At 37.0% G+C, this 23,247-nt stretch carries 19 protein-coding genes and 1 pseudogene; 12 read left to right on the top strand and 8 right to left on the bottom strand.

The annotated features are described in order from the left end of the window. The first annotated feature begins 255 nt into the window (after positions 1-255). The 3 genes from HLH18_RS12210 to HLH18_RS12200 all read left to right on the top strand — a co-directional run bounded on the left by HLH18_RS12210 (position 256) and on the right by HLH18_RS12200 (position 5,518). Positions 256-2,895, top strand: coding sequence for a bifunctional aconitate hydratase 2/2-methylisocitrate dehydratase (locus HLH18_RS12210; protein ID WP_171529173.1), 2,640 nt, complete (start codon positions 256-258; stop codon positions 2,893-2,895). Positions 2,896-2,958: 63 nt separating this feature from the next. Then, complete coding sequence (locus HLH18_RS12205) at positions 2,959-5,073, top strand: NERD domain-containing protein (RefSeq protein ID WP_171547049.1); 2,115 nt, start codon at positions 2,959-2,961, stop codon at positions 5,071-5,073. 223 nt (positions 5,074-5,296) lie between these two features. Beyond that, complete coding sequence (locus tag HLH18_RS12200; RefSeq protein WP_171547048.1) at positions 5,297-5,518, top strand: hypothetical protein; 222 nt, start codon at positions 5,297-5,299, stop codon at positions 5,516-5,518. A 199-nt stretch (positions 5,519-5,717) separates the two neighbouring features. On the opposite strand, the gene HLH18_RS12195 is transcribed toward HLH18_RS12200, so the two are convergent. Continuing rightward, complete coding sequence (locus HLH18_RS12195) at positions 5,718-6,578, bottom strand: alpha/beta hydrolase family protein (protein ID WP_171547047.1); 861 nt, start codon at positions 6,576-6,578, stop codon at positions 5,718-5,720. Between the two features lie 117 nt (positions 6,579-6,695). Here HLH18_RS12195 and HLH18_RS12190 point away from each other — a divergent pair. Next, positions 6,696-7,160 (top strand): annotated as a pseudogene (locus HLH18_RS12190) (hypothetical protein). A gap of 74 nt (positions 7,161-7,234) precedes the next feature. Here HLH18_RS12190 and HLH18_RS12185 read toward each other — a convergent pair. Together HLH18_RS12185 and brnQ are read right to left on the bottom strand one after the other, a co-directional pair. Then, the gene (locus HLH18_RS12185) at positions 7,235-7,477 is read right to left on the bottom strand and encodes a hypothetical protein (RefSeq protein WP_171547046.1); all 243 of its coding nucleotides are present in this window, start codon (positions 7,475-7,477) and stop codon (positions 7,235-7,237) included. A gap of 489 nt (positions 7,478-7,966) precedes the next feature. Then, a complete protein-coding gene (gene brnQ / locus HLH18_RS12180) occupies positions 7,967-9,253 on the bottom strand; it encodes a branched-chain amino acid transport system II carrier protein (RefSeq protein ID WP_171547045.1) in 1,287 nt (428 codons plus the stop codon). Positions 9,254-9,612: 359 nt separating this feature from the next. On the opposite strand from brnQ, the gene map reads away from it, so the two are divergent. Then, the gene (gene map, locus HLH18_RS12175) at positions 9,613-10,407 is read left to right on the top strand and encodes a type I methionyl aminopeptidase (protein ID WP_171547044.1); all 795 of its coding nucleotides are present in this window, start codon (positions 9,613-9,615) and stop codon (positions 10,405-10,407) included. Positions 10,408-10,813: 406 nt separating this feature from the next. Here map and HLH18_RS12170 read toward each other — a convergent pair whose 3' ends face one another. Then, complete coding sequence (locus HLH18_RS12170; protein WP_171547043.1) at positions 10,814-11,713, bottom strand: LysR family transcriptional regulator; 900 nt, start codon at positions 11,711-11,713, stop codon at positions 10,814-10,816. 253 nt (positions 11,714-11,966) lie between these two features. Between HLH18_RS12170 and HLH18_RS12165 the strand changes: the two genes are divergently transcribed. Continuing rightward, positions 11,967-12,881 (top strand): LysR family transcriptional regulator, encoded by a 915-nt coding sequence (locus tag HLH18_RS12165; RefSeq protein WP_171547042.1) that lies wholly within the window; start codon positions 11,967-11,969, stop codon positions 12,879-12,881. A gap of 26 nt (positions 12,882-12,907) precedes the next feature. On the opposite strand, the gene HLH18_RS12160 is transcribed toward HLH18_RS12165, so the two are convergent. Together HLH18_RS12160 and HLH18_RS12155 are read right to left on the bottom strand one after the other, a co-directional pair. Continuing rightward, a complete protein-coding gene (locus HLH18_RS12160) occupies positions 12,908-13,816 on the bottom strand; it encodes an alpha/beta fold hydrolase (RefSeq protein ID WP_171547041.1) in 909 nt (302 codons plus the stop codon). An 18-nt stretch (positions 13,817-13,834) separates the two neighbouring features. Next, the gene (locus HLH18_RS12155; protein WP_171547040.1) at positions 13,835-14,377 is read right to left on the bottom strand and encodes a PadR family transcriptional regulator; all 543 of its coding nucleotides are present in this window, start codon (positions 14,375-14,377) and stop codon (positions 13,835-13,837) included. 137 nt (positions 14,378-14,514) lie between these two features. On the opposite strand from HLH18_RS12155, the gene HLH18_RS12150 reads away from it, so the two are divergent. From HLH18_RS12150 to HLH18_RS12125, 6 genes are all read left to right on the top strand, one after another. Next, positions 14,515-16,539 (top strand): FAD-dependent oxidoreductase, encoded by a 2,025-nt coding sequence (locus tag HLH18_RS12150; RefSeq protein ID WP_171547039.1) that lies wholly within the window; start codon positions 14,515-14,517, stop codon positions 16,537-16,539. A gap of 179 nt (positions 16,540-16,718) precedes the next feature. Next, entirely contained in the window at positions 16,719-17,129 is a 411-nt protein-coding gene (locus HLH18_RS12145; RefSeq protein ID WP_171547038.1) for a nuclear transport factor 2 family protein, read from the top strand. Positions 17,130-17,211: 82 nt separating this feature from the next. After that, a complete protein-coding gene (locus HLH18_RS12140; RefSeq protein ID WP_171547037.1) occupies positions 17,212-18,303 on the top strand; it encodes a YheT family hydrolase in 1,092 nt (363 codons plus the stop codon). A gap of 256 nt (positions 18,304-18,559) precedes the next feature. Beyond that, entirely contained in the window at positions 18,560-18,790 is a 231-nt protein-coding gene (locus HLH18_RS12135) for a hypothetical protein (RefSeq protein ID WP_171547036.1), read from the top strand. A gap of 1,301 nt (positions 18,791-20,091) precedes the next feature. After that, positions 20,092-20,313: a hypothetical protein gene (locus HLH18_RS12130; RefSeq protein WP_131292169.1), complete on the top strand. Its 222-nt coding sequence runs from the start codon at positions 20,092-20,094 to the stop codon at positions 20,311-20,313. Positions 20,314-20,752: 439 nt separating this feature from the next. Next, positions 20,753-21,073, top strand: coding sequence for a hypothetical protein (locus tag HLH18_RS12125; RefSeq protein ID WP_250852418.1), 321 nt, complete (start codon positions 20,753-20,755; stop codon positions 21,071-21,073). Between the two features lie 103 nt (positions 21,074-21,176). Here the strand turns inward: HLH18_RS12125 and HLH18_RS12120 are convergent, their stop codons facing one another. Continuing rightward, a complete protein-coding gene (locus HLH18_RS12120) occupies positions 21,177-21,410 on the bottom strand; it encodes a DUF2171 domain-containing protein (protein WP_171529156.1) in 234 nt (77 codons plus the stop codon). A 381-nt stretch (positions 21,411-21,791) separates the two neighbouring features. Next, a complete protein-coding gene (locus HLH18_RS12115) occupies positions 21,792-22,415 on the bottom strand; it encodes an SOS response-associated peptidase family protein (RefSeq protein WP_171547035.1) in 624 nt (207 codons plus the stop codon). Positions 22,416-23,247 lie beyond the last annotated feature (832 nt).

The raw sequence follows: 23,247 nt of genomic DNA, 5'->3' as shown, positions 1-23,247 counted from the left end.
GCCTTTTTTATGTATGAGTTTTAGTCAAAAGTTAATTATTATCATCATTGAAAGGTGTACATTGGGGTGGGCTTGATTATTGAGTGATCAATATAGGCATCATTTAGATACTAAATAACGGACATCATAAAGAAACACTCTACTTGCATTAACTTTTAACTGGAATTTTAGTAAAATTTTGCAGTCCATATTATTTGTGAAGCTTTATAGAAGCTGGAATTCACAGGTAATTTTTTAAAAAAGAGGAATAACACCGTGCTAGAAGCTTACCGCCAACACGTTGAAGAACGTGCCGCACTCGGAGTCCCACCGAAGCCACTTGACGATGCTCAAACAGCTGACTTGGTTGAACTATTAAAAAATCCCCCAGCTGGTGAAGAGGCATTTTTAGTTGATTTGCTAGAAAACCGTGTTCCTGCAGGTGTTGACCAAGCTGCTTATGTTAAAGCTGCTTTCTTGGCTGCTTTGGCAAAAGGCGAAGCAACTTCTCCACTTATTTCTAAAGAACGTGCAGTTTACTTGCTAGGTACTATGCTTGGTGGTTATAACGTTGCGCCTTTAGTTGCATTGCTTGACGACGCTGAACTTTCTGCACTTGCTGCTGAAGCGTTGAAAAAAACCCTTCTTGTATTTGATGCGTTCCATGACGTTGCAGATAAAGCGAAAGCGGGTAACGCAAACGCTCAAGCAGTTATGCAGTCTTGGGCTGATGCTGAATGGTTCACTACACGTCCAGACGTTCCATCTGAAATTAAATTGACAGTTTTCAAAGTAACTGGCGAAACAAATACAGATGACTTGTCTCCAGCTCAAGACGCTTGGAGCCGTCCAGACATCCCATTACACGCAAATGCGATGTTGAAAAATGAACGTGATGGTATCAACCCTGAAAAACCAGGTGAAGTTGGTCCATTAAACCAAATTAAAGCGCTTATCGCGAAAGGCAACCAAGTTGCTTACGTAGGTGATGTTGTTGGTACAGGTTCATCTCGTAAATCTGCAACTAACTCTGTACTTTGGTTCTTTGGTGATGACATCCCGCACATCCCGAACAAAAAAGACGGTGGTTACTGCCTAGGTTCTAAAATCGCTCCAATTTTCTTCAATACTATGGAAGATGCTGGTGCGTTACCAATCGAGATCGATGTTGCTAACATGAACATGGGCGACGAAATCGTTCTTAAGATTGATCATGCTGCTGCGAAAGTTACTGCGTCTAAAGACGGTGCGGTAATTGCTGAAGCTGACCTTAAAACTCCAGTTCTTCTAGACGAAGTTCGTGCGGGTGGTCGTATCAACCTAATCGTTGGTCGTGGTTTGACGACTAAAGCGCGTGAAGCTTTAGGTCTTCCAGTTTCTACTTTGTTCCGTACTCCGGTTCAACCTGCTGCGACTGGCAAAGGCTTTACTCAAGCACAGAAAATGGTTGGTCGCGCTTGTGGTCTTCCTGAAGGTCAAGGTGTACTTCCAGGTACTTACTGTGAACCACGTATGACAACTGTTGGTTCGCAAGATACAACAGGTCCAATGACTCGTGACGAATTGAAAGACTTGGCTTGCCTAGGCTTCTCTGCTGACCTTGTTATGCAATCTTTCTGTCATACAGCTGCGTATCCAAAACCAGTTGACGTTCAAATGCAACACTCGCTTCCTGATTTCATCATGAACCGTGGTGGTGTGTCTTTACGCCCAGGTGACGGTATTATTCACTCTTGGTTAAACCGTATGCTTCTTCCGGATACCGTTGGTACTGGTGGTGACTCGCATACTCGTTTCCCAATTGGTATTTCATTCCCAGCGGGTTCTGGTCTTGTAGCGTTTGCTGCAGCGACTGGTGTTATGCCATTAGACATGCCTGAATCTGTTCTTGTTAAGTTCAAAGGTAAAATGCAGCCTGGTATCACTCTACGTGACCTAGTACATGCAATTCCTTACTATGCAATCCAAGCGGGTGACTTAACTGTAGAGAAGAAAGGTAAGAAAAACATCTTCTCTGGTCGTATCCTTGAGATCGACTTAACAGAAATGGAAACTGACTTAACTGTTGAGCAAGCATTCGAACTTTCTGATGCTTCTGCTGAACGTTCAGCTGCTGGTTGTTCTATCACGCTTTCTGAAGAGAAAGTTGCTGAATACCTTCGTTCAAACATCACCATGTTGAAGTGGATGATTTCTGAAGGTTATGGCGATGCGCGTACAATGGCTCGTCGTGTTGAGAACATGGAAAAATGGTTGGCTAACCCAAGCCTTCTTAAAGCTGATGCTGACGCTGAATACACTAAAGTGTATGAAATCGATCTTAACGACATCAAAGAACCTGTTCTTTGCTGTCCGAACGATCCAGATGACGCGAAATTGCTTTCTGACGTTCAAGGCGTGAAAATTGACGAAGTATTCGTTGGTTCATGTATGACGAACATCGGTCACTTCCGTGCAACTGGTAAGTTACTTGAGAAAGTTCCTGGTGGCGTATTGTCAACTCGTTTGTGGATTGCTCCACCTACGCGTATGGACGAACATCAGTTGATGGAAGAAGGTTTCTATAACATTTATGGTAAAGCTGGCGCGCGTACTGAAATGCCAGGTTGTTCATTATGTATGGGTAACCAAGCACGTGTAGCTCCGAACACAACTTGTGTATCGACTTCTACTCGTAACTTCCCGAACCGTTTAGGTCAAGGCGCTAACGTTTACTTGGCTTCTGCTGAGCTTGCTTCTGTTGCTGCTGTACTTGGTAAATTACCAACTCCAGAAGAATACCAACAGTACGCAGCTCAAATTGACAGCATGTCAGCTGACATCTATCAATACCTAAGCTTCGACAAAATGGGCGAATATACAGACGCTGCTAAAGACGTTGATACTAAGAAAATTGCTGCTGCTCAGTTAACTTAATTTATTGTTAATTAAGCAATAAGCGGTATAAGATAAGGGCTGATTAATCAGCCCTTATTTTTAATGAAAAATTATTACGAAGAAAAATTTGAAACTTTATTTTTGAAATTTGGTGCTGAAATTGCAAAAGAAAAAATTGTTGAAGACCTTTTATATAAAAGTACACAACCTAAGATAGGATTGTTCAAAAATAAGTTTGATATGTTTTGGCAATCAAATTTTATTAAGTTGCTTACAGTTGATGAAGCTAAAAGTGAAAACTACATTTTAGCTTTGAGCCAATATATTCGTTATACAATTACAGCAAAAAAAGTTTGCATCGATTTCATAAAGCTTGATGTTGAGAGTTTTATTTTGGCAGTTAGGTACTCGGGAGTTATTCTAAATTCTGAGCATAATTCTTGGAATGTTGTCAAAGAAATAGATATTGATTTATCAATACACAAAATTTATTCTTTTCTTAGGGTTGTTGAAAAGCTTCAATCAGAATATGTTTCTAGGTTAGAAGAATATGAAGTAATCAAGAAAGAGTTAAATATGGGTCAAATTACAGCTATGATTTTTAGTAGTTTGTATGCTTATGAATATTTAATACCTAATCAAGATTTTTTTCATTATTTGCCTTATCAATATGATTTAAATGAAAGTAATTCAGCAGAAAGTGTATGGAAAGCATTTGATTATATTGTTAAAACTTCCCGAAGAAATAACAAGATTCTGACAGAGAATTCTTTGGGTTTGACACTTAAATCTAAAATGATGCCATTTATGATAGGTGATGGCTTAACAGAAGAATTAATATTTGAATATGAAACATTTAAAAAATTTATTGCCATAAGAGTAGAAATCCAAAATTATCAAAGAAATGTATTAGAGTCTTTCTGCTTTGATAAGTCTGTCAATTACAATCTAAAAGAAAAGCAATTAACACATACAAATTTAAAAGATAAGGATGATCATTGGTCTCAAAAACACGCAATATTTTTAAATTATTGGTTTTTAAAAGGAAGCAAGAAACTTATGTCTTCCGATTATATTTATAACATTATTAATACAGGAGAAAATTTAGAAGCTAATGCAATAGCTTTATCGAAAGCACTTGGGATAAAAGAACAACTAAGTAATCTTTATGGGATTAACGAATTAAAGATTAATAATGTAAGTCTTGATTTATTTGATGTCTTGAAAACTATTACTTTATCGCAGGCACACTATTTAAAAGATCACATTGAAAAGTTTTTAGAATTCTTAAACCAAACCAATGATAATCTAGAGGCGTTAAAAATGCTGATGATGAATGGAATGGTGACTGGGCAAAATAGAATGCCTATGAGTTTTGCATGGCAAAAAGATAAAGCTAAAAAGATGTCTTCATGGATTGCGATTGGCTCTAATAATGAAAAAAATAGAATGATGAATCAAATTTTAGACTTTTGGAGCTGCAATTTATATGATGAAAGTGATGATTCCACATTTATGCAAAAACCTTTTTATAAAATTGATGACTTGATTTTTCAATTTCCTTGGTTAACGGCTTTTCAAAATTTAAATACGTCAATAGTAAATTATGTGAGAAAATTATATAAAAATAGGCTTGAACTTAAAGGCGAAACTGATCAGATTGAGTTGAACTTGGCAGAAAAATTTAAGAAAGCCGGTTTTCAAGTCTTCGCACAATACTTACCAAAAATTGGAAATGCGGGCGAAATTGATTTAATAGCGATTTATGAAAATCATATTATAGTTATGGAAATTAAATCGTCATATATAAGAAGTAGCATTAAAGAAATATATGAATATCGAAATTTTACTTTGAAAAAAGCAGCATATCAGCTTACTAAAAAAGTAGAGTATATAAAATATGATTTTGTACAAGAATATTTTGAAGATAATAAAGATGTAAAAATACATTCTTGGATTGTCGATACTAGTTTAGAATTTGACCATGAATATTTTAATGGTCATCTAAAAGTTTCGCTTGATGAGCTTATAATAGCTTTAACTTCTGATTCATCTTTTATGCAGGCAATAATTGAGGGTAATCTGGAAGAGAGGGAAGAAATCACAGAAGTTAAATGCATTGAGTTTATAAAAAATATTGAAAATAACAAGTTTTGGACGGAACAGTTAAATAATTATGAAGACAGTATTGAACAGATGCGTGCAAAATTTGTTTGAAAAAGTAGGCAGTATAAAATTTATAATACTGAGTGGCGTTATGTCTCTTTAAAACTCATAATTTAAATCATCTTTATTGCTTATGATTTAAATTAATAGAAAAATACTATTCTGGTTTTATTGATAGTTCTTATACGCTTGTCATTGCTTACGCTTTACAGTTAGGCTGATAAATCGTTTAATCACCTCATTATTTAGTAGGATTAAAAGTAGATCTAAGTAAATGGCAAAACAATCCCGATTCCTCTGTATTGGTGGTTTCCTTAACGGAACCCAAGTCAAAGACCAAGGCGACAGCTTCGTCTGCGTCGAAAAACGTAAAAATGTCACCTATACCAAAAAGGAAATTTTCCATCCAGATGCTTGGAATCACGACTACTATGTGTGTGAAACCACGACAGATAAACAGGCGCGAAACTGGGTGTATGACATTGAGTCAAAATAATATTTTATTCGATAAATAAAGACATGGGCTGGTATTATCGTCAGCCCATTTTTATATTCGTTTTAAAACATTAAGACAATAAAAAGCCCCATGGTTAGGGGCTAGTCGTATACAGGTCAAGCCCATATACTGTAAGAGGCTCATCTCAAACTGAGTGTATTAGAACACAGCAGCTTTCAAATAACCATCTAAATCTGATTTAAACAGTCAATTGCTGTTCAATCACCGGCCATAAATTCTGATGCGATTTCTTAAACATCAGCATATGACCAATGGCTTTATGGTCGTAGTTTTTAGGCTTTAACTCAATCATTTGAGTGTCTGCATTGGGGTATAAGCGTAGCAAGTCTTTCACGTTGGCAGCTGTTGCAATTTCATCATCCGATGACCAAAGCACAGTGATCGGACAATCTATTTCAGCGTGATAATCTTCAAAAACGGTTTTACCCATAGCATTCATGACATAACCCGGTTTGCTACAAAATTGTGCCCATTGTTTAGCCACATCTTTAGGCAGGTTTTCACCCATACCAATCGCTTGAGTCGGGCCATAACCTTTGGTGATCCGAGCCAAGGGGAAAATCACATTAAACATAACAGGGGCAAGCAGTTTGGTTTTGCCTCTTAGACCTTTTACATGTCCAGTTGAGCCTGAAACTGCAATAACTTTAGCAACTTTTTGGTAGTTTGGCACAATTCCTAAAAGCTGACCGCCTGCACTATGACCCAGTAAAATGACTTGCTCTGCTTGTGTCTTGCATAACAAGTTATCAATTGCCGCAGGAATATCAAGCTGTCCCCAATGGACAATACTGGCCTCAGACTTACTCACAGGACCATATAGCGAACGACCAATACCACGGAAGTCAAAACTTAAAACATCGTAACCTTGTGTGCTTAACCATTCTGCGAAAGCTTGGTAAAAATGTTGGGTGATTCCAGTTGCAGGACAAATTAAAACGGGGTGATTGTTTTTACTTGAATTTTGTTTTGGGTAGAAATGTCCACTGAGAGAATATCCGTCTTTACAGCTGATTTCTAATGTTTCAAAAACACTCATATTTAGAACATGGATTGAATTTAACTTGCTACTACTGTACCCAAGTTCAAAAAAGAAACTTGCACAAATCATGACTTTAAAGTCAGAATGGCACTCTAAAAATAAGGATATAAATCAATGGATATTGAAAGTTTAAATCAGTCTGTTTCGCTGGCAATTATATTTAGCGGTGTTTTTCTTTGGGTCGGCATGCTGACCGGGGTGTGGAAATATTATCAGATCCGCCATTCTGAACAGGCTCGGGCACATTATTATGTCGATATTGCCCATAGAAGTAGTTTGTTGTATGCGCCTGCCAGTTTAATTATTGCAGTTTTGGCATATTTTTCAGTCTGGGCTGAGGGACTTAACTTTATCTTTGTATTGATCAATCTTTTCTTTTTTAGTTTTTCAATTTTAAGCTATGTATTGCATGGCTGGCTGAAAGATACCAATAATCAATTTAGACGACCCCATCAGATGGGGCGATGGCACTTGCCAAAATGAATGCTCAGCAGTGCGATGGTTTTTTTAGTCATTGGGGAATTGGGAGCGACAGCAGGGTTGTTGCTTGGAGCTGTAATAGGCTTGAATGGATTTTGATTAAGAGAGTGTGTAACTAATTAATATTTATAATTTTTTCTTTTTTTTAAAGATGGGTGAGTGTCACCCATCTTTTATTCTGTAGAATTGCTGTGTTTCTGCTGACGATACTTTTGATCGACCACAGCCCAAATATAAAAGGCCACTGAAACAATAAAAGCATACATAAAGTATTCAGGTTTTAAATTGCCTTGAATTAAACCATGAATAATGAGTGTCACAAGCAGAGCAATGGTTGTACTCAAATAGGTGACCATGTTCTTATTTGCTTTTAGAGCGTTAATGAAGATTTCTTTATTGAAATGTAATGATAACATCTCCACCCCTCCTGTGGTTTTTTGACCTAAACCTAATTGTTTTAGTCAGATTAGTTTCTATTGTTGTACTGCTTATTTAATATTGTTTCAATAGTAAATGTCATTATTTTGTAATAAAACTATGTTATGGCATAAATTCATCTGCTGTTTTAATTCAAAATGTAAACATTAGGTAATTTTTAGTACATAAAGTGACCATAGCTTATGGTATGACTTTGCCATAAATAAGCTTTATTCAACAATAGTAGATAGAGGTATAAGAAAGCAATATTGATGCCAGTCGCATACTGGTACGGCATATTGAAGGAAAAGATACTGTGGGAAATAACGATGAATCGTTAATCATTTTTAGAATGGGATATATACAGAAAACTGTGTCAAAAAGAGATGTAAACAATAAAACTCTATTTGGGTAAAATAGGAGGTTTTATTGATCACGCTTAAAATCATGTTTGGGTAAAACTTGATTTTAATGACCTCAGTTTTCAGTTATTTTTTAACTTTGTCGATCACAATAGCAATAATCAGCACAAGGGTAGATGGAATAAGCCATGCTAAATTTTGTGCATTTAAAGGTAAATGTTGAACGATTTCAGGTAAGTTAAACTCTGCAACTTTAAGTCCATCCAGTATGCCAAATAAAAATGCAATCGCAGTTACTGGCGCAACAACGTAAGCAGGTCTATTGAAAAACTTCCAGCAGAAGCTTAGTAGAATAACCACAATGGCTGGTGGATAAATTGCACTTAACACAGGTACAGACACTGCAATAAGTTTGGTTAAACCTAAGTTTGAAATGATGAACGAGAAGCCAACCAAAACAAAAACCAAGATTTTATAAGGAATTTTAGTTAGTTCAGAGAAGTATTCCGCACATGCACAGGTTAAACCAATGGCTGTAACCATACAGGCAAGGAAAATCATTCCAGTTAAGAACAGAGAGCCAACATCACCAAACGCATGTTGCACATATGCATGCAGGATCACTGCACCATTTGCTGCATTTGGAGCAACTTCGTGACTGCCTAAACCTAATTTGAACAGACTTAAGTAAACGAGCGTTAAACCCACACCAGAAATCAAGCTTGCGATTACTGCATATTTAGTCACCAGTTTTTTATCAGTTACACCACGTGAATGAATCGCGTGAATAATGACAATACCAAAGACCAATGCGCCTAAAGTGTCCATGGTTAAGTAACCATTCACGAAACCTTCAGAAACAGGAGCAGTCACATAGTTATCAATTGCAGGTGGAATGAATCCAGCAGGAATTGCAAACGCAGCGATACCTAACACAGCTAAAGAAATGATCTTTAAGGGTGCAAGGAAGTGACCTACAGTGTCGAGCAGTTTATTTGGGTATAAAGATACAACGGTCACCACGGCAAAATAAATTGCACTGTAAATGAGCAGGCTGCTACTTGATGTACCAAAATAAGAAGAAAAACCGATTTCGTAAGAAACCGTTGCTGTACGTGGAGTTGCAAATAAAGGACCAACAGCTAAGTAACACACGATAGTTAAAATCAGACTGGCGATTTTACCTAAAGGCGAACTTAAATTTTGGATGGATCCTTCTACACGCGATAACGCCATAATGGTGATAACAGGCAGACCAACTGCAGTAATTAGAAAACCTAAAGCAGCTAACCATACATGTTCACCCGCTTGTTGAGCGACAATCGGAGGAAAGATAATATTGCCGGCACCAATGAAAAGTGCAAAGGTCATAAAACCTAAGGCAATAATATCCCTTGTACGGAGACTTGTCATAGAGGGGAGATGGATTGAACAAAAGAGGTGATTTTAGAGGATAGAAAAGCATTTTGGTACTTTATTTCCTGCAGGTTATGATTTTTATTGATATGCATATACAAATATATGAACAACTGGATAAATTTTGGTAGATTTATATTATTGATTATTTAATTAAAAATGAAAAATAAGGAAAAATATTCTTCTTTTTTTAAAATTTACCAACTGTTAAATTTTTTTGTAATGACAGTTTAAATGTATGTAAATCAGTCATTAAAACCCTAAAAAGCACAACTCTTTTTGCTTTATGTACTGTAATTAAACAAAAAAATAGTAAAAGGTCTATAATCATAAGCCTTATTTATGAGGATGATGCGATGAAAGCTTCCACTATTACCATTAAAACTGAGCAAGATCTCGAGAAACTACGTATTTCTGGGCGTTTGGCTGCTCAGGTTTTAGAAATGATAGGGAAGTATGTCAAGCCGGGCGTGAGCACAGAATATCTGGATGACATTTGTAATGATTTCATTGTAAACACTTTAAAAGTGATTCCAGCCAATGTGGGTTACTATGGTTATACTAAAACCACCTGTATTTCACCCAATGAAGTGGTTTGTCACGGTATTCCATCGCCAAATACCATTTTGCAAGATGGTGACATTATCAATATTGACGTTGCGATTATTAAAGATGGTTATTTTGGCGATACCAGTCGTATGTATTACGTGGGTATGGTTAAGCCTGAAGCTAAAAAATTAGTTGAAACCACCTATGAGGCGATGGTTGCGGGGATTCATGAAGTGAAACCGGGTGCAACTTTGGGGGATATCGGTTTTGCCATTCAGTCGGTTGCACATCGTGAAGGCTATAGCATTGTGCGTGAATATTGCGGTCACGGGATTGGTCAGGTTTACCACGAACAACCGAATGTTTTGCATTATGGTCAACCGGGTCAGGGGCTTCAACTTAAGAAAGGTATGGTCTTTACCATTGAACCGATGGTCAATGCCGGTAAACCGCGTGTGAAAGAACTTAAAGATGGCTGGACAGTAGTGACAGCAGACCGTTCGTTAACTGCACAATGGGAACATATGGTTGCCGTGACGGACACCGGTTTTGAGCTTTTATCACCTTGGCCGGAAGGCACAGGTTCGTATCCTGAAATTTAACGAATAAGATTTAAATGAAATAGACTGTTTTATCTTTTGGTTAAGATTAGTTTATTTTGTGTACTAATAAAGTTTTAAAAACGATTAGTCACAAATTTAAATATCTGTTTTGATTGAGAAAATAGTTTTTGAGATTTTTTTGTCATATTAATTAAATATTAGATTTAGCTGTATTTATTTCGTACTATATACATATAGATTCTAGCTGTAGTTTCTTTTTCAAAGTTTATAGGCTTACCCACCTCGGGTAAGCTTTTTTTTGTCTAAAATTTTCTCTACATCAAGTGATGTTTCATACTTTATTTATGCGTCTCATTTTTTCTTTTGTCGAGCGATGGCTGAAATGTGTATATAGGTCACTTTAAATATTCAGCCATCATCTCCTTAACACCCAATCATCAAAAAATTAATGTTTGCCGAGCTGTTCTACTAAATAGTCGATAAAGACACGTACAGCAGGCAGTAGTCCACGGCGAGATGGATAAACCGCATGGAAAATACCATGAGGTGCTTTCCAGTTGGGTAACACATGGACTAATTCACCGCTTTGGACGTAGTCTTGGACAATGGTGTCAGGTAACAAGGCAATCCCGCAATTTTGTCTTGCGAGTTGCGCCAGCATCATCAAATCAGAACCCATCACCATCGGGTTCACCTTGATTTTTTTCTGCTGATTGTGTTCATCGTGTACCACAATATGCTGATCCAAATGTTCATCTCCCATACTCAGGATTTGATGCTGGCTTAAATCTTCCGGTTGTTTTAACTCACCAAATTCATTTAAATAAGCCTGACTGGCAAATAAGTGCTGTTCGATGTTTTCAAATTTGCGTATTACTAGACTTGGATCGTCATCTAAATTTGAACGAACACGTAATGCGATATCAATCCCTTCATTGATGATATCCACACGGCGATTACTCACAATCAGCTGGATTTTGATTTCAGGATAGGTCTTGAGGAATTTAGGCAGAATTTTTGCAATTTCATTTTGCGCAATGGAGACAGGTAGACTGACCTTAATCACGCCACGTGGCTGGATACTCAGATGATCAACCAAGTCATGTGCAGCTTGGGCAGCATTCATCATGGCCTGTGCATGGCGATAAATATTCATGCCAATGTCAGTGACTGCAAAATGGCGCGAACTGCGTTGAATTAACCGAACCCCCAAATGCTCTTCAAGATTATAAACGCGACGACTTAATTTTGATTTGGGGATATCGGTTGCCCGTTCTGCTGCACTAAAGCCGCCATGTTCGACCACCAATGCAAAGCAATAAAAATCATCAAGATCAGATAGCATTTAAGAATTCCATTTATGCAACAATATTGCAGATTAAAGGTTTATCGTTTCAGTTTGTCAATTTTAAATTTGTTTAATTTTTCAGATTTTAATTGGCTATCTCATTGAGATAGCAAGGCTAAAGTGGAATATCTATATAGAGGGCTTTTCTTTAATTTAATCTGTGGCTGCTTTTGAGTTAAACAAGGTTAGATTTTCCCCTTCTTATTATGACTTTTTATAAATATATGGATTTGAATAAAGGAAAAATGTCATGGAATTAAGGCATTTACGCTATTTTGTTGCAGTGGTTGAGGAGCAGAGCTTTACCAAGGCTGCTGAAAAACTGTTTATTGCCCAGCCTCCTTTAAGTCGTCAAATTCAAAATCTTGAAACTGAGCTGGGTGCTTTGCTGTTTGAGCGTGGAAGTCGTCCATTAAAGCCCACCGCTGTAGGACATTTTTTTTATCAGCAAGCGGTGAAGCTGTTATCCAGTGCGGACCAGATGAAGTCGATCACCATGCGTGAGGGCATTATAAAAAAAACCATGACCATCGGCTTTGGTGGTTCATTGTTGTATGGATTATTGCCCCGAGTGGTGTATTTATTTCGCCAGCAACAGCCTTATTTGAAAATTAAACTAATTCAAATGAACGCGATGGAGCAAATAGACGCACTGAAAGAGGGGCGTATTGATGCCAGTTTTGGTCGGGTCCGAATTTCTGATCCTGCAATCAAGCGAATTTTATTGCGTGAAGAACCATTGATGGTTGCTGTACATTCAAGTCATCCTCTTGCTGCAAAAAAACAAGGGGTCAAACTCGAGGAAATTGTCGAGGAACATGTGTTGTTGTATCCCAATCAACCCAAGCCGAGTTTTTCGACCCAAATGAAAGGCCTATTTTCAGAGTATGGTTTAGAGCCTAAAAATTTAACCCTAGTCGAGGATATTCAACTGGCTTTAGGTTTGGTGGCTGCAGGCGAAGGTCTGTGCATTGTTCCAGAGAGTGCCAAAACCATGCAGTTTAAGCATCTGAATTATATTCCTATATTAGATGATGACGCCGTCAGTCCAGTGTTTTTGATTATCCGGAATGCTGACAACAGTGGCTATATCCGTTCATTATTGGATAGTGTTTATCAAGTCTATGATCTGGAAGCGATTAAATATGATCGTCGGATTTTCTAAGATTGTTCGATATTGAATGACTTTATTTAATTGCCTTGTTTTAAAAATTGGGCAATTTCGCGAACAAATTTGACCGGTTCACTCATTAACGGCGTATGCCCAGACTTTTCAAAGATAATCTGTTTGGAATTTTTTACGCTATTGGCAATTATTTTTTGTCCTGCTGCGGGATAGAGTTTGGATTCTGCACCAATGAAAAAAGTGCTGGGGCAAGCAAGCTGTGCAATAGCATCCCGATAGTGTTCGTTATGATGTAAATAATTATTCACATACCAGGCCAAATAGTCCAAACGCTGCATCGGTAAAACAAGGGACTGTAATTTAGCTTGTTTTAATGCCGTTTTGAACAGTAAAGGAGTCACTTTATTACTTGCTTGGAGTTGAAGAAACCCGAGCCAAAGTTCTAATAAATGTTGTCGGGATGTTGAATCTAGATCAGACAACTGAAGTGCATGAGGTTGGGATGCAAGCAATTGCGAAATCTCTGCCAAGAGTTGTTTAAATTTAGGTTGTTGCTGGCTAAATAAACCGTATTGCCAAGTCTCATCTACCGAAATTTTGGGGGTTTGATCAATATGCAGATAACGGGTTAATTTTGCATTTAAATTACTGTAATGCATGCCATGCATGGCCGTTGTTGCACCCATGGAATAAGCAATCACCGAGAATTGATCTAATTGAAGTTGTTCAATTAAGCTGTCTATATCCCGCCAGTGACTTGAAATGGCATCCAGTTCAGGAATGCGGCAGCCCTGTGAGCCGCCAAAACCGCGCCAGTCTGGAATAATGAATTTATGGTTCTTGGCTTGGGGGTATAAGAAAGGAAGCCATTGCCAACTTTGCATACCCAAACCTGACAGGACTAAAACAGGTTTGCCTTGTCCAAATTCGCGGACAAACAGTTGTTCTCCATCAGGCATGCGGTAATATGGCATAGTCGTTTCCTTGGTTTATTATTGTTCATCGAATGCTTTTAATTGGGGAATTATGCTTTCTAACCAGGTGATCCAACCCATTTCCAAATCAATCCCAAGTTGTAGAATCATTTTATGAATAAATTGGGTTCGGTCTTGATCTTGCCCATGGGCAAAATCTTTTGCAAAAATTGTTTGGTAAATTTTTAGATTTTCTTTGTGTAAAATCAGATGCCGTTCCAGTTCAGGGAGTACAGTATTGCCGCCCAGTTGAGCTTCGGCACGCAGACGCACCATCAACTCTTCACGTAATTGCGCAGGCGGACTTTGTTTGACCATCCAGTCTGCTAATTCAGTACGACCCAATTGTTCAACTTGATAGGTTTTTTTCCGACTGGTCGCGTTATGCTCTTCAATGGTTGAAATCCAGTTTTTTTGCTGCATGCCGCTAAGTTCACGGTAAATCTGCTGATGCGTTGCATTCCAGAAGAAGCCCATGGAACGGTCAAAGCGACGTGCTAAATCAATCCCGGTACTGGGTTTTTCAATTAAGCTGGTCAATAAAACATGGGCTAAAGACATAGACGACTCAGTCAGTAAAAATTTACCCGATCATTATGCAACATGTTGCATAAAAATCAAATCTGGAATATAAATTGTGCAACAAGTTGCATTAAGCACCGTATCCGCTAGCTCAGATAGCACGCCAAGGAGATCATATGTCTAATTACCCTCATTTGTTAGCACCTTTAAATTTAGGCTTTACCACACTCAAAAACCGTGTCTTGATGGGTTCTATGCACGTGGGCCTGGAAGAAGCACCCGGTGGTTATGATCGTATGGCAGCATTTTATGCTGAACGTGCTCAAGGTGGTGTAGGGCTGATTGTGACTGGGGGAATTTCACCGAATGATGCAGGATTGACGTTTGCCGGTGGAGCTAAATTAGACAGCCGTGAAGAAGCTGAAAAGCATCAAGTGATTACTCAAGCGGTGCATGATGCAGGCGGTAAAATTGCCATGCAAATTTTACATACCGGCCGTTATTCCTATCAGGCTGATCTAGTCGCGCCGTCTGCCATTCAGGCACCGATTAATCCCACCAAACCGCATGCATTAAGCAGCGCTGAAGTACAACAAACCATTGATGACTTTGCCCATTGTGCCAAGTGGGCACAATATGCAGGATACGATGGTGTAGAAATCATGGGTTCGGAAGGTTATTTGATTAATGAGTTTATTACTGCTCGTACCAACCATCGTGATGATGAATGGGGCGGTAGTTATGAAAACCGTATTCGTTTCCCGATTGAAATCGTAAAACGTACCCGTGAAGAAGTCGGTGAAAACTTTATTATTATTTACCGATTATCGATGCTGGATCTAGTCGAAGGCGGTTCAACCTTTGAAGAGGTGGTGCAACTGGCGAAAGAAATTGAAAAAGCCGGTGCAACCATTATTAATACTGGTATTGGCTGGCATGAAGCACGTATTCCGACCATTGCCACCAAAGTACCGCGTGCTGCCTTTACCTGGGTGACAGAAAAACTCAAAGGTTTGGTCAATGTGCCCCTGATTACCTCAAACCGTATTAATACCCCTGAAATGGCCGAACATGTATTGGCTTCTGGCCATGCCGATATGATTTCCATGGCGCGCCCAATGCTTGCCGATGCATTCTTTGTGCAAAAAGCGGAACAAGGTCGTAGTGATGAAATCAATACCTGTATTGGCTGTAACCAGGCTTGTCTAGATCATATTTTTTCAATGAAAATTGCCACTTGCCTAGTCAATCCACGAGCTTGTTATGAAACAGAACTGATCTTTAAAGAAACAGCCGTAGTTAAAAATATTGCGGTGATTGGGGCAGGTCCGGCAGGTTTAAGCTTTGCAACGTATGCTGCAGAACGTGGACATCAGGTCACTATCTTTGAAGCGGCCAATCAGATTGGTGGTCAGTTTAATATTGCCAAGACTATTCCGGGTAAAGAAGAATTTTATGAGACCTTACGTTACTTCAAACGCAAAATTGAATTACAACCCAATATTCAATTGCATCTAAATCATCAAGCGACTTATGAAGAACTGAGCGAATCAAACTTTGATGAGATTGTGGTTGCAACCGGTGTGACCCCACGTCATGTAGAGATTGAAGGTATTGATCATCCTAAAGTACTGACCTATCTAGAAGTATTAAAAGAACGTAAACCAGTGGGTCAGCGCGTTGCGATTATTGGCGCGGGGGGGATCGGTTTTGATACCGCTGAGTATTTAACCCATGAAGGGGATAGCGCAAGCCTGAATCCTAAAAAATTCTATAATGAGTGGGGCATTGATACCGCTTATGAAAATGTCGGTGGTTTGAAAGCACCAGAACTAGAACAGTCAAAGCGTGAAATTTACCTGTTGCAACGTAAAACAAAATCAGTGGGTGCAGGCTTGGGTAAAACTACGGGCTGGATTCACCGTACCGGTTTAAAACACCGTAATGTGAAAATGGTGGCAGGTGCAAGCTATGAAAAGATTGATGATCAAGGCTTGCATATCGTAGTGAATGGTCAGCCCACAGTTCTAGAAGTCGATAACGTGGTGATCTGTGCCGGTCAGGAACCATTTATCGCAATGTTTGATCAACTGAAAGCTGATGGCAAAAATGTGCATTTGATTGGTGGCGCAAAAGAAGCAGGTGAACTGGATGCGAAACGTGCAATTCGTCAAGGTGCTGATTTGGCAGCCGTAATTTAGAAAATAAATAGACCTCTCCTTGCGAACTCAGAATATATTCTGAGAATTCTCCTCTCCTAAAAGGAGAGGGAATTTACTTAGGTTTTAAATTGGGAATAAATACTCCCTCTCCCCAAGGGAGAGAGCTGGGGAGAGGGAATAAATAGAGTTCAAAAATAGAGCTAAATAAAGGAAATAAAATGGCTTTAACAACTACTCAAGTGTCAGTCCAACAATGGCATGAAATGCTGGAAACGGGTGATATGTCTATCTTGAATGAGCTGCTTGCTGAAGATGTGGTGTTTCGTTCACCAGTGGCTTATAACCCTTATCCGGGTAAGCAAGTGGTATTTTTTATTTTGACCAATGTGATTCAGATCTTTGAAAACTTTACTTATCACCGCGAATTTTATTCGGAAGATGGATTGAACGTGGTACTGGAGTTTTCAGCTCATGTTGGTGAAAAAAAACTTAAAGGCATAGACATGATTCAGTTTAATGAACAAGGTCAAATTATTGATTTTGAAGTGATGCTGCGACCAAAGAGTGGTCTGGAAGCATTGGCAGCACAGATGGGACAGCGTATGGCTGCTTTTATGCCAAAAGCATAAGGAGTATAGTAAAGATATAAACTGTTAATGGAATGACATGTACTAAGTATTTTGAGTTGCATCATTTTAAGGTGGAGCGAATATGAAATTTTTAGTCAAAAAAATCAGTCTGTTGGCACAAGAAATCGTTGATCAGATGACCGGTGCAGAATTTCCCACACTGTATTTCCATCCAGAAGGTGAAGCACGGCAAATGCTCGATGTTTTGCCTCAACTGAAGCAGAAATATCGTCCGACGCCGTGGTTGTCAAATACGCATTTGCATTTGATGTATTTTGACTTGATTAAAAAGAAAACCATTCAGCTTAAATATGATGCCATTGAACAGTTACAGATGCCGGATGGTGGGGTCACGGGTATTGCCTGGTATGGGCTTGATCTTCCCCCAGACACTCCGACCATTATATTAATGCATACCCTGACTGGCACGCCAGAAAGCATGTCAGAACTGGTACGTGACTTGCATCGACATACAGGATGGCGTGTAGCGTTGTGTTTGCGCCGTGGCCATGCCAATTTACCCATGCCGATACCGAAGATTTCTATATTTGGTTCAACCGATGATTTGCGTGAACAAATTCAGCATATCCAGACAAAATTTCCAGATTCTCCTTTATATGCGGTAGGTTCATCTGCAGGTACAGGATTGTTGGTGCGCTATTTGGGTGAAGAGGGTGAACAAACCCCATTTAAAGCTGCTTTTGCACTTTGTCCCGGTTATGACACTGAGCACGGCTTTAAAAATGTTCATCCTTTTTACAGCAAGGTCATGACCAAAAAGCTATTTAAGTCTTTTATTTACCCTTATACGACAACATGGGAAAAAACAGAATCTCTACCACAAGTACTGGCAAGCACAAGCCTGTTGGAATTTCAATATCAGTGTTTTGAACTGGCAGGCTATAGCAGTTTTGAAGACTATAATCAGGCAACCAACCCGATCTTGGTATTTAAAAATGTCACAATTCCACTGATGATTTTAAATGCAGAGGATGATCCAGTTTGCCATATTCGGAATTTTGCCCCCTATAAAGAAGCCATTCAACAGATGTCAAATATTATGGTAGTGACCACGAAAAAGGGTAGCCATTGCGGTTTTTATGAGGGTGTAAATCACACCCAATCATGGTCAGCGCGGTTGATTGCAGACTATTTGATTGCACAACATCAGTAAATTTAAGAATGTATCAATTGATTTATCAAAATACTCTTTGAAATATTTTGATGCAATTGACATTGGTCTGATTGATAAATAATTAGTCTTTGAAACAGTATTTCTGTTATAATCAATTTAACAATAAAAATGACATGAAAGTGTTCTTTTTTTAAATTGATATAAGTATTATTTAATCTGCGTTATCAAAGTTAATGTTGTTATTTTGAAATGCCAATGGTGGCGTTTCTATATGCGTTGAAAAAAATTGGTGTAAATGTTGAATATAATTGAAAATTTAGTAGCAAAATCTGTAAACGGTAGTGAAATTGTTGTATCGCTGGTTCCTTCAAAAAAAATGCAAAGTACTCGCGATGGGTTTAAATGGGTTGAAGTTGGAAAGAAAGTTTTACTTCAGTCTGGTATTGAAATCGATTTGAACCTTGATGGTCGTAGCTTCTATACAGGTGTTAATGAGATGTTCCGATTCACCTCACGTGTGAATTAAACATATAAATAATCACTGATCTAAATTAAAAACCGCCTTGATGGCGGTTTTTTGCTATCTGATTATCCATTTACAGTTGCTGTTTTGTATCAATAAAAAATCTCTCTCAACGTGCCATTTTTATAACAATAAATATTGTTTCTTATGCTTAACAGTTGATGTGCCTTAATAATTAAAGGATTTGGGATTCTATTCATATCCTTTTTATTCGAGAAGAAATTTTTTTAGAGAAGTCTAAAGAAATCAATTTTTACAATCTTGTATGATTGTGAGTACTTTTTGTCACTTTTTGTCATTTATTGGTGAGTATTATAAGGGTATAAAAAGTAATCCACTTTATATAGGGGAGTGGCAGATGATGAGCACACTAGAATTATTATTAACTTCCTCATCCGCTCTGATGCTGATGCTGGTAATTTATGCTTTTGGGCAAATGTTTAATTAGTCAGAAATATGTTGTATAAAAAAAGCACCTTAGGGTGCTTTTTTTATTGATCTGAATTTAAATATTTTTTGTCGCTTCATCTAAGCAGCCATTTTTGACCCGAATTGTGCCATTGTCATTAAGCTATAAACAGCAGAGATATTCGTGCAGTCTTCAGACTGATACTTCATGGGAAAGCGAGCTATTTCCTATCAAGTGCCGAGATAACGATTTAATTCAAAATTAGAAACTGTTGGAATTTTTTGAAGTTTCTCTTTACCTTATTCATGTTTTCTGCATTCACTTAACATGTGTTATTTATAAATAACATACTGAATATATAGCGCTTGTTTAATTGTGTGATTCTAGATTTTTTAAATAATTTATTTTTTTAAATGTGATTTATATATTTATTTTTAAATAATGTTAAAAATTATTTAATAAATTTTTAATTGAAGATTCATTGATTTTTATATTGGTTTATTATCTAATAGATTGTTTAATAATAATAGTTGGTTTTATAAGTATAATTTTATTTGAGTATTATATTTTGATACATCATTGCTATTTTTATTAAGCTAACTTCGGTATATGCTGATATAGTGATTAATAATTGGACTGATATTGTCATTAAGTGGAATGGTCAGCAGGAATACTATTATGTCTAAATCGAAATCTCAACAAAATCAAACAGAGTCTAATCAACGAAATCAACCCATAAAACAACCCCACCACCTACCAGAGCATGATCATAGGAATAATGAGAAAAGATCGCCCGAAAAGCCAGCACAGAAAGAAAAATAAAAATCTGCTCATTATGTCAATGCTATGTTTAAAGGGGTTTAGGCTCCTTTAAACATAATAAGAGGAGTAAAGTATGCATATTAAGCCAGTGAAAGTGTATAAAATGAATGAGGATTTCAAAACTTCCCCCAAGCTTGTTTATATGGGTGAGTATGATGATGAGTATAATTTAATGAATGTATATAACTCATCTCAAGAAAAATTAACGAGAATTATGGGGACGTATCAATGGATTTTAAATTCTACCGGAGAGATTTTTTTTATAGAAGAAGATCTTCCTGATCTAACAGATTAAAGGGTTGTATAAGATGAACATGACAACAACATATCCACAGAAATTAGTCACATTTTATAAATTGGACAGTCCTGATATTCAGAGATGTGTTTGGGCTAATTATGACAAGAATGGAAATTTTATAAATCTTACCAATTATTATGGTAAAAAATTAGAATTAATTGGATCCGATCGTGTCCGGATAGATGGAGAAGTATGGGTATCTAAAGATCATTTTAAATAGATATGTCTTAAATAGATATGTCAACTGTCTTAATTTAGGACGTTGTAACCCACATGAGTGTGAAAAATTTAGATATAAATTAATGAATAAAAACTGAATAAAAACGAGAATGAATACTGTATTTTTTATAAAAAAATATAATTATGTATTTGAATTTTAAAGAACGAAATTGTGGCTTAATAAACGATAAATTTCCATAAAATAAAATTAATTAGTATGAAAAATTTAAGAGAATCATATATATTTATATCCCTTATGAAAGCGAATATGGCAAGTAAAATGATAGCAAAACAATTACGAATAATTAGCTCTATTTTAGCCATTCTTGGTATCTCTGCATTTTTCGCATTTCAGTATTTTTTACAAGCTGAAGAGCTGGGTGGCTTTAAAGAAGGGACTGAGCAATACAATGGTTATCGCTATGCCCAAGACAATCAACTGAAGTCTGTAGATCAGTGTGATGATGAAAAAGATGATCCAGCACTGAATTTTAATCCTGATTTTTTCCAAGGCTGTAAGCAGTACTTTAATCAATAGGATTGGCGAATATTTTTGTTTATCAAAATTAAAAAATGAGATTGCAAACTAAAAATAAGCCCTTTCAAATAAAGGGCTTATTCTGTGAATGATTAGCTTTAATTCAAACAGCGACCCACTTATTTTTTACTTCTTCAGAGTCTACATTGAGAAGAACTTGATTATCTTTAATCTCACTCACCCAGGAAAGTGGAATAAGGTGATGACTACCTTCTTCATTTCTTGTTAACTTAAGTTTATCCGAACCGTCAAGATGGTCAACTGTTCCCACTTTTGTGCCACACAATGCAATTACATCTGCATGTTTGGTAATGTCATTTACATTGATAGTCGCCATTTCATACCTCTCCTATAATAGCGGTAATCTTGCCCTATCTAATTTAAGGCATTCTCAGATCTTTATCGCTATATGTATGCAAAAGGGAACAAAATGTTAAGTAAGTTTACTTGAGTGGATCAGTATAATTTCCCGAACCAAGATTTTTAAATTTTAGCTTGTTAAACTATGAGTGGATATATCTTTTTAATTTATTAACCTATTGAAAATAAAATATTTATTTTTAAAAGTGATTGCTGGTGTGATGAGCTGACTCTGAAATTTTATAGACAAAGGCTTTTATGGCAATACAGTATTATTCATTGAATCAACAGCATGCTTTACATAACTAAAATGACAAACTTTTCAGTATTTTTTACATCAAAAAACATTCTATTATGGTCATTTTTCTGTACCCTTTTTGGATTTTGCCACATATTCATCTTTCATTTCAAAGAAGAATTGATTTGCTTCACTAGCATTGCAATTTAGCCAGTCCATTCTTTTGTCTTTAGGTATCACAATAATGGAACGCTTTTCATCATAAGGCTTATGGAATTGTTTCATAAATGGATGATGATCTGCATTGATGGTTAACAAGCTCATTGATCTGACATGTTTATTATTGATTACCGTATCTTCATAGATTGCGGCAAGGGTGAAAGGCAATCCATCTTCACGAGAAATTCCATACCAATGCGGCTTTCCATCTATATATTTGGGTTCAAAGATCGTTTCAACGGGAACTAAAGTGAACTGGTTTTTATGCCACGCATGTCGAAAATTTGGCTTTTCAGCAACACTTTCAGTTCTGGCGTTATAGGTATGACGACCGTATTTTAATTCTTTGGCCCAAAAAGGAATGAGACCAAATTTGGCAAGATCCCATTCAGGTTGATCCGCACCCTGCATTAAAATGGGTGCGTCGTATAAAGGGAAAATATCATCAGTAAATTCAAATGGAGGCTCTGGAAGATTCAGAAGGAATGCTCTATTTCTTTTGATTGCTTCAAAATTTGCACACATGAGTGGTCTCTTTATTTTTATTCATCCTCATTAAATCAAAAATCATCAATAAAAATAATCAATCTTACAAATCTAGAACCATTCCTATTAAAGTCAGTCATTGCAAGGGCTTTAATGACATTGCGCCTATGTAAATTAGAAGTATTGAGTGATATGGATTTTGTACTGTAGCACTGAGCCTGGTTTTTAGATGGGTACAGTATTGATGTGAAAAGTACAGATTAAAATAACTTTATATTTCAAGTTTGTTTTTTTCGTCATCTTCAAAAGAATATATAGTTTATTTTTATAATATGATCATTTATTTAGATTAATTAATATAAGGAATTTTTTGCCAATGAGTTTGATTGATTATATCTGGAAAATATGGGATAGAAATTAGTTGAAATTTATATGACCTCTTCCTGAGGTATATTTTAGTCAAATGATTGTGAAGTCATATTATAGAGGGGACACCCGCTATAATTTAGTGGAGACAACGGTATGCTTAATTCCATTCGTAAACTATTCTGCTTTCATGTTTATGAATTCAATTGGGATCATCAGCATGGATACACTCACGAATGCCGCAAATGTGGTAAAGCTGATTAAGTCGTTTTTCTCTAGTCAGTCAAATGTACGATAGTCCATAAACCCTGCTAAATATTAGATATTGGCGGGGTTTTTATTTTTATATTTCAGCTAGTGGTGCAAGCACTATACAAGCTAAAAGATTGTAAGCATCCGCTGAACCCCACTTTTCTTATTTTCTCAATATCCCGATAGTGTCCATTATTTATTAAATGGACATTATGTTTATGGCCTTAGACACTTTTATAGACACTGAACAAAC

This window comes from Acinetobacter sp. ANC 5414 (genome assembly GCF_013004295.1).
In the GTDB taxonomy this organism is placed as follows: domain Bacteria; phylum Pseudomonadota; class Gammaproteobacteria; order Pseudomonadales; family Moraxellaceae; genus Acinetobacter.
The sequence above is the reverse complement of the archived record's forward strand: the minus strand, read 5'-3'. Positions and strand labels throughout refer to the sequence as shown.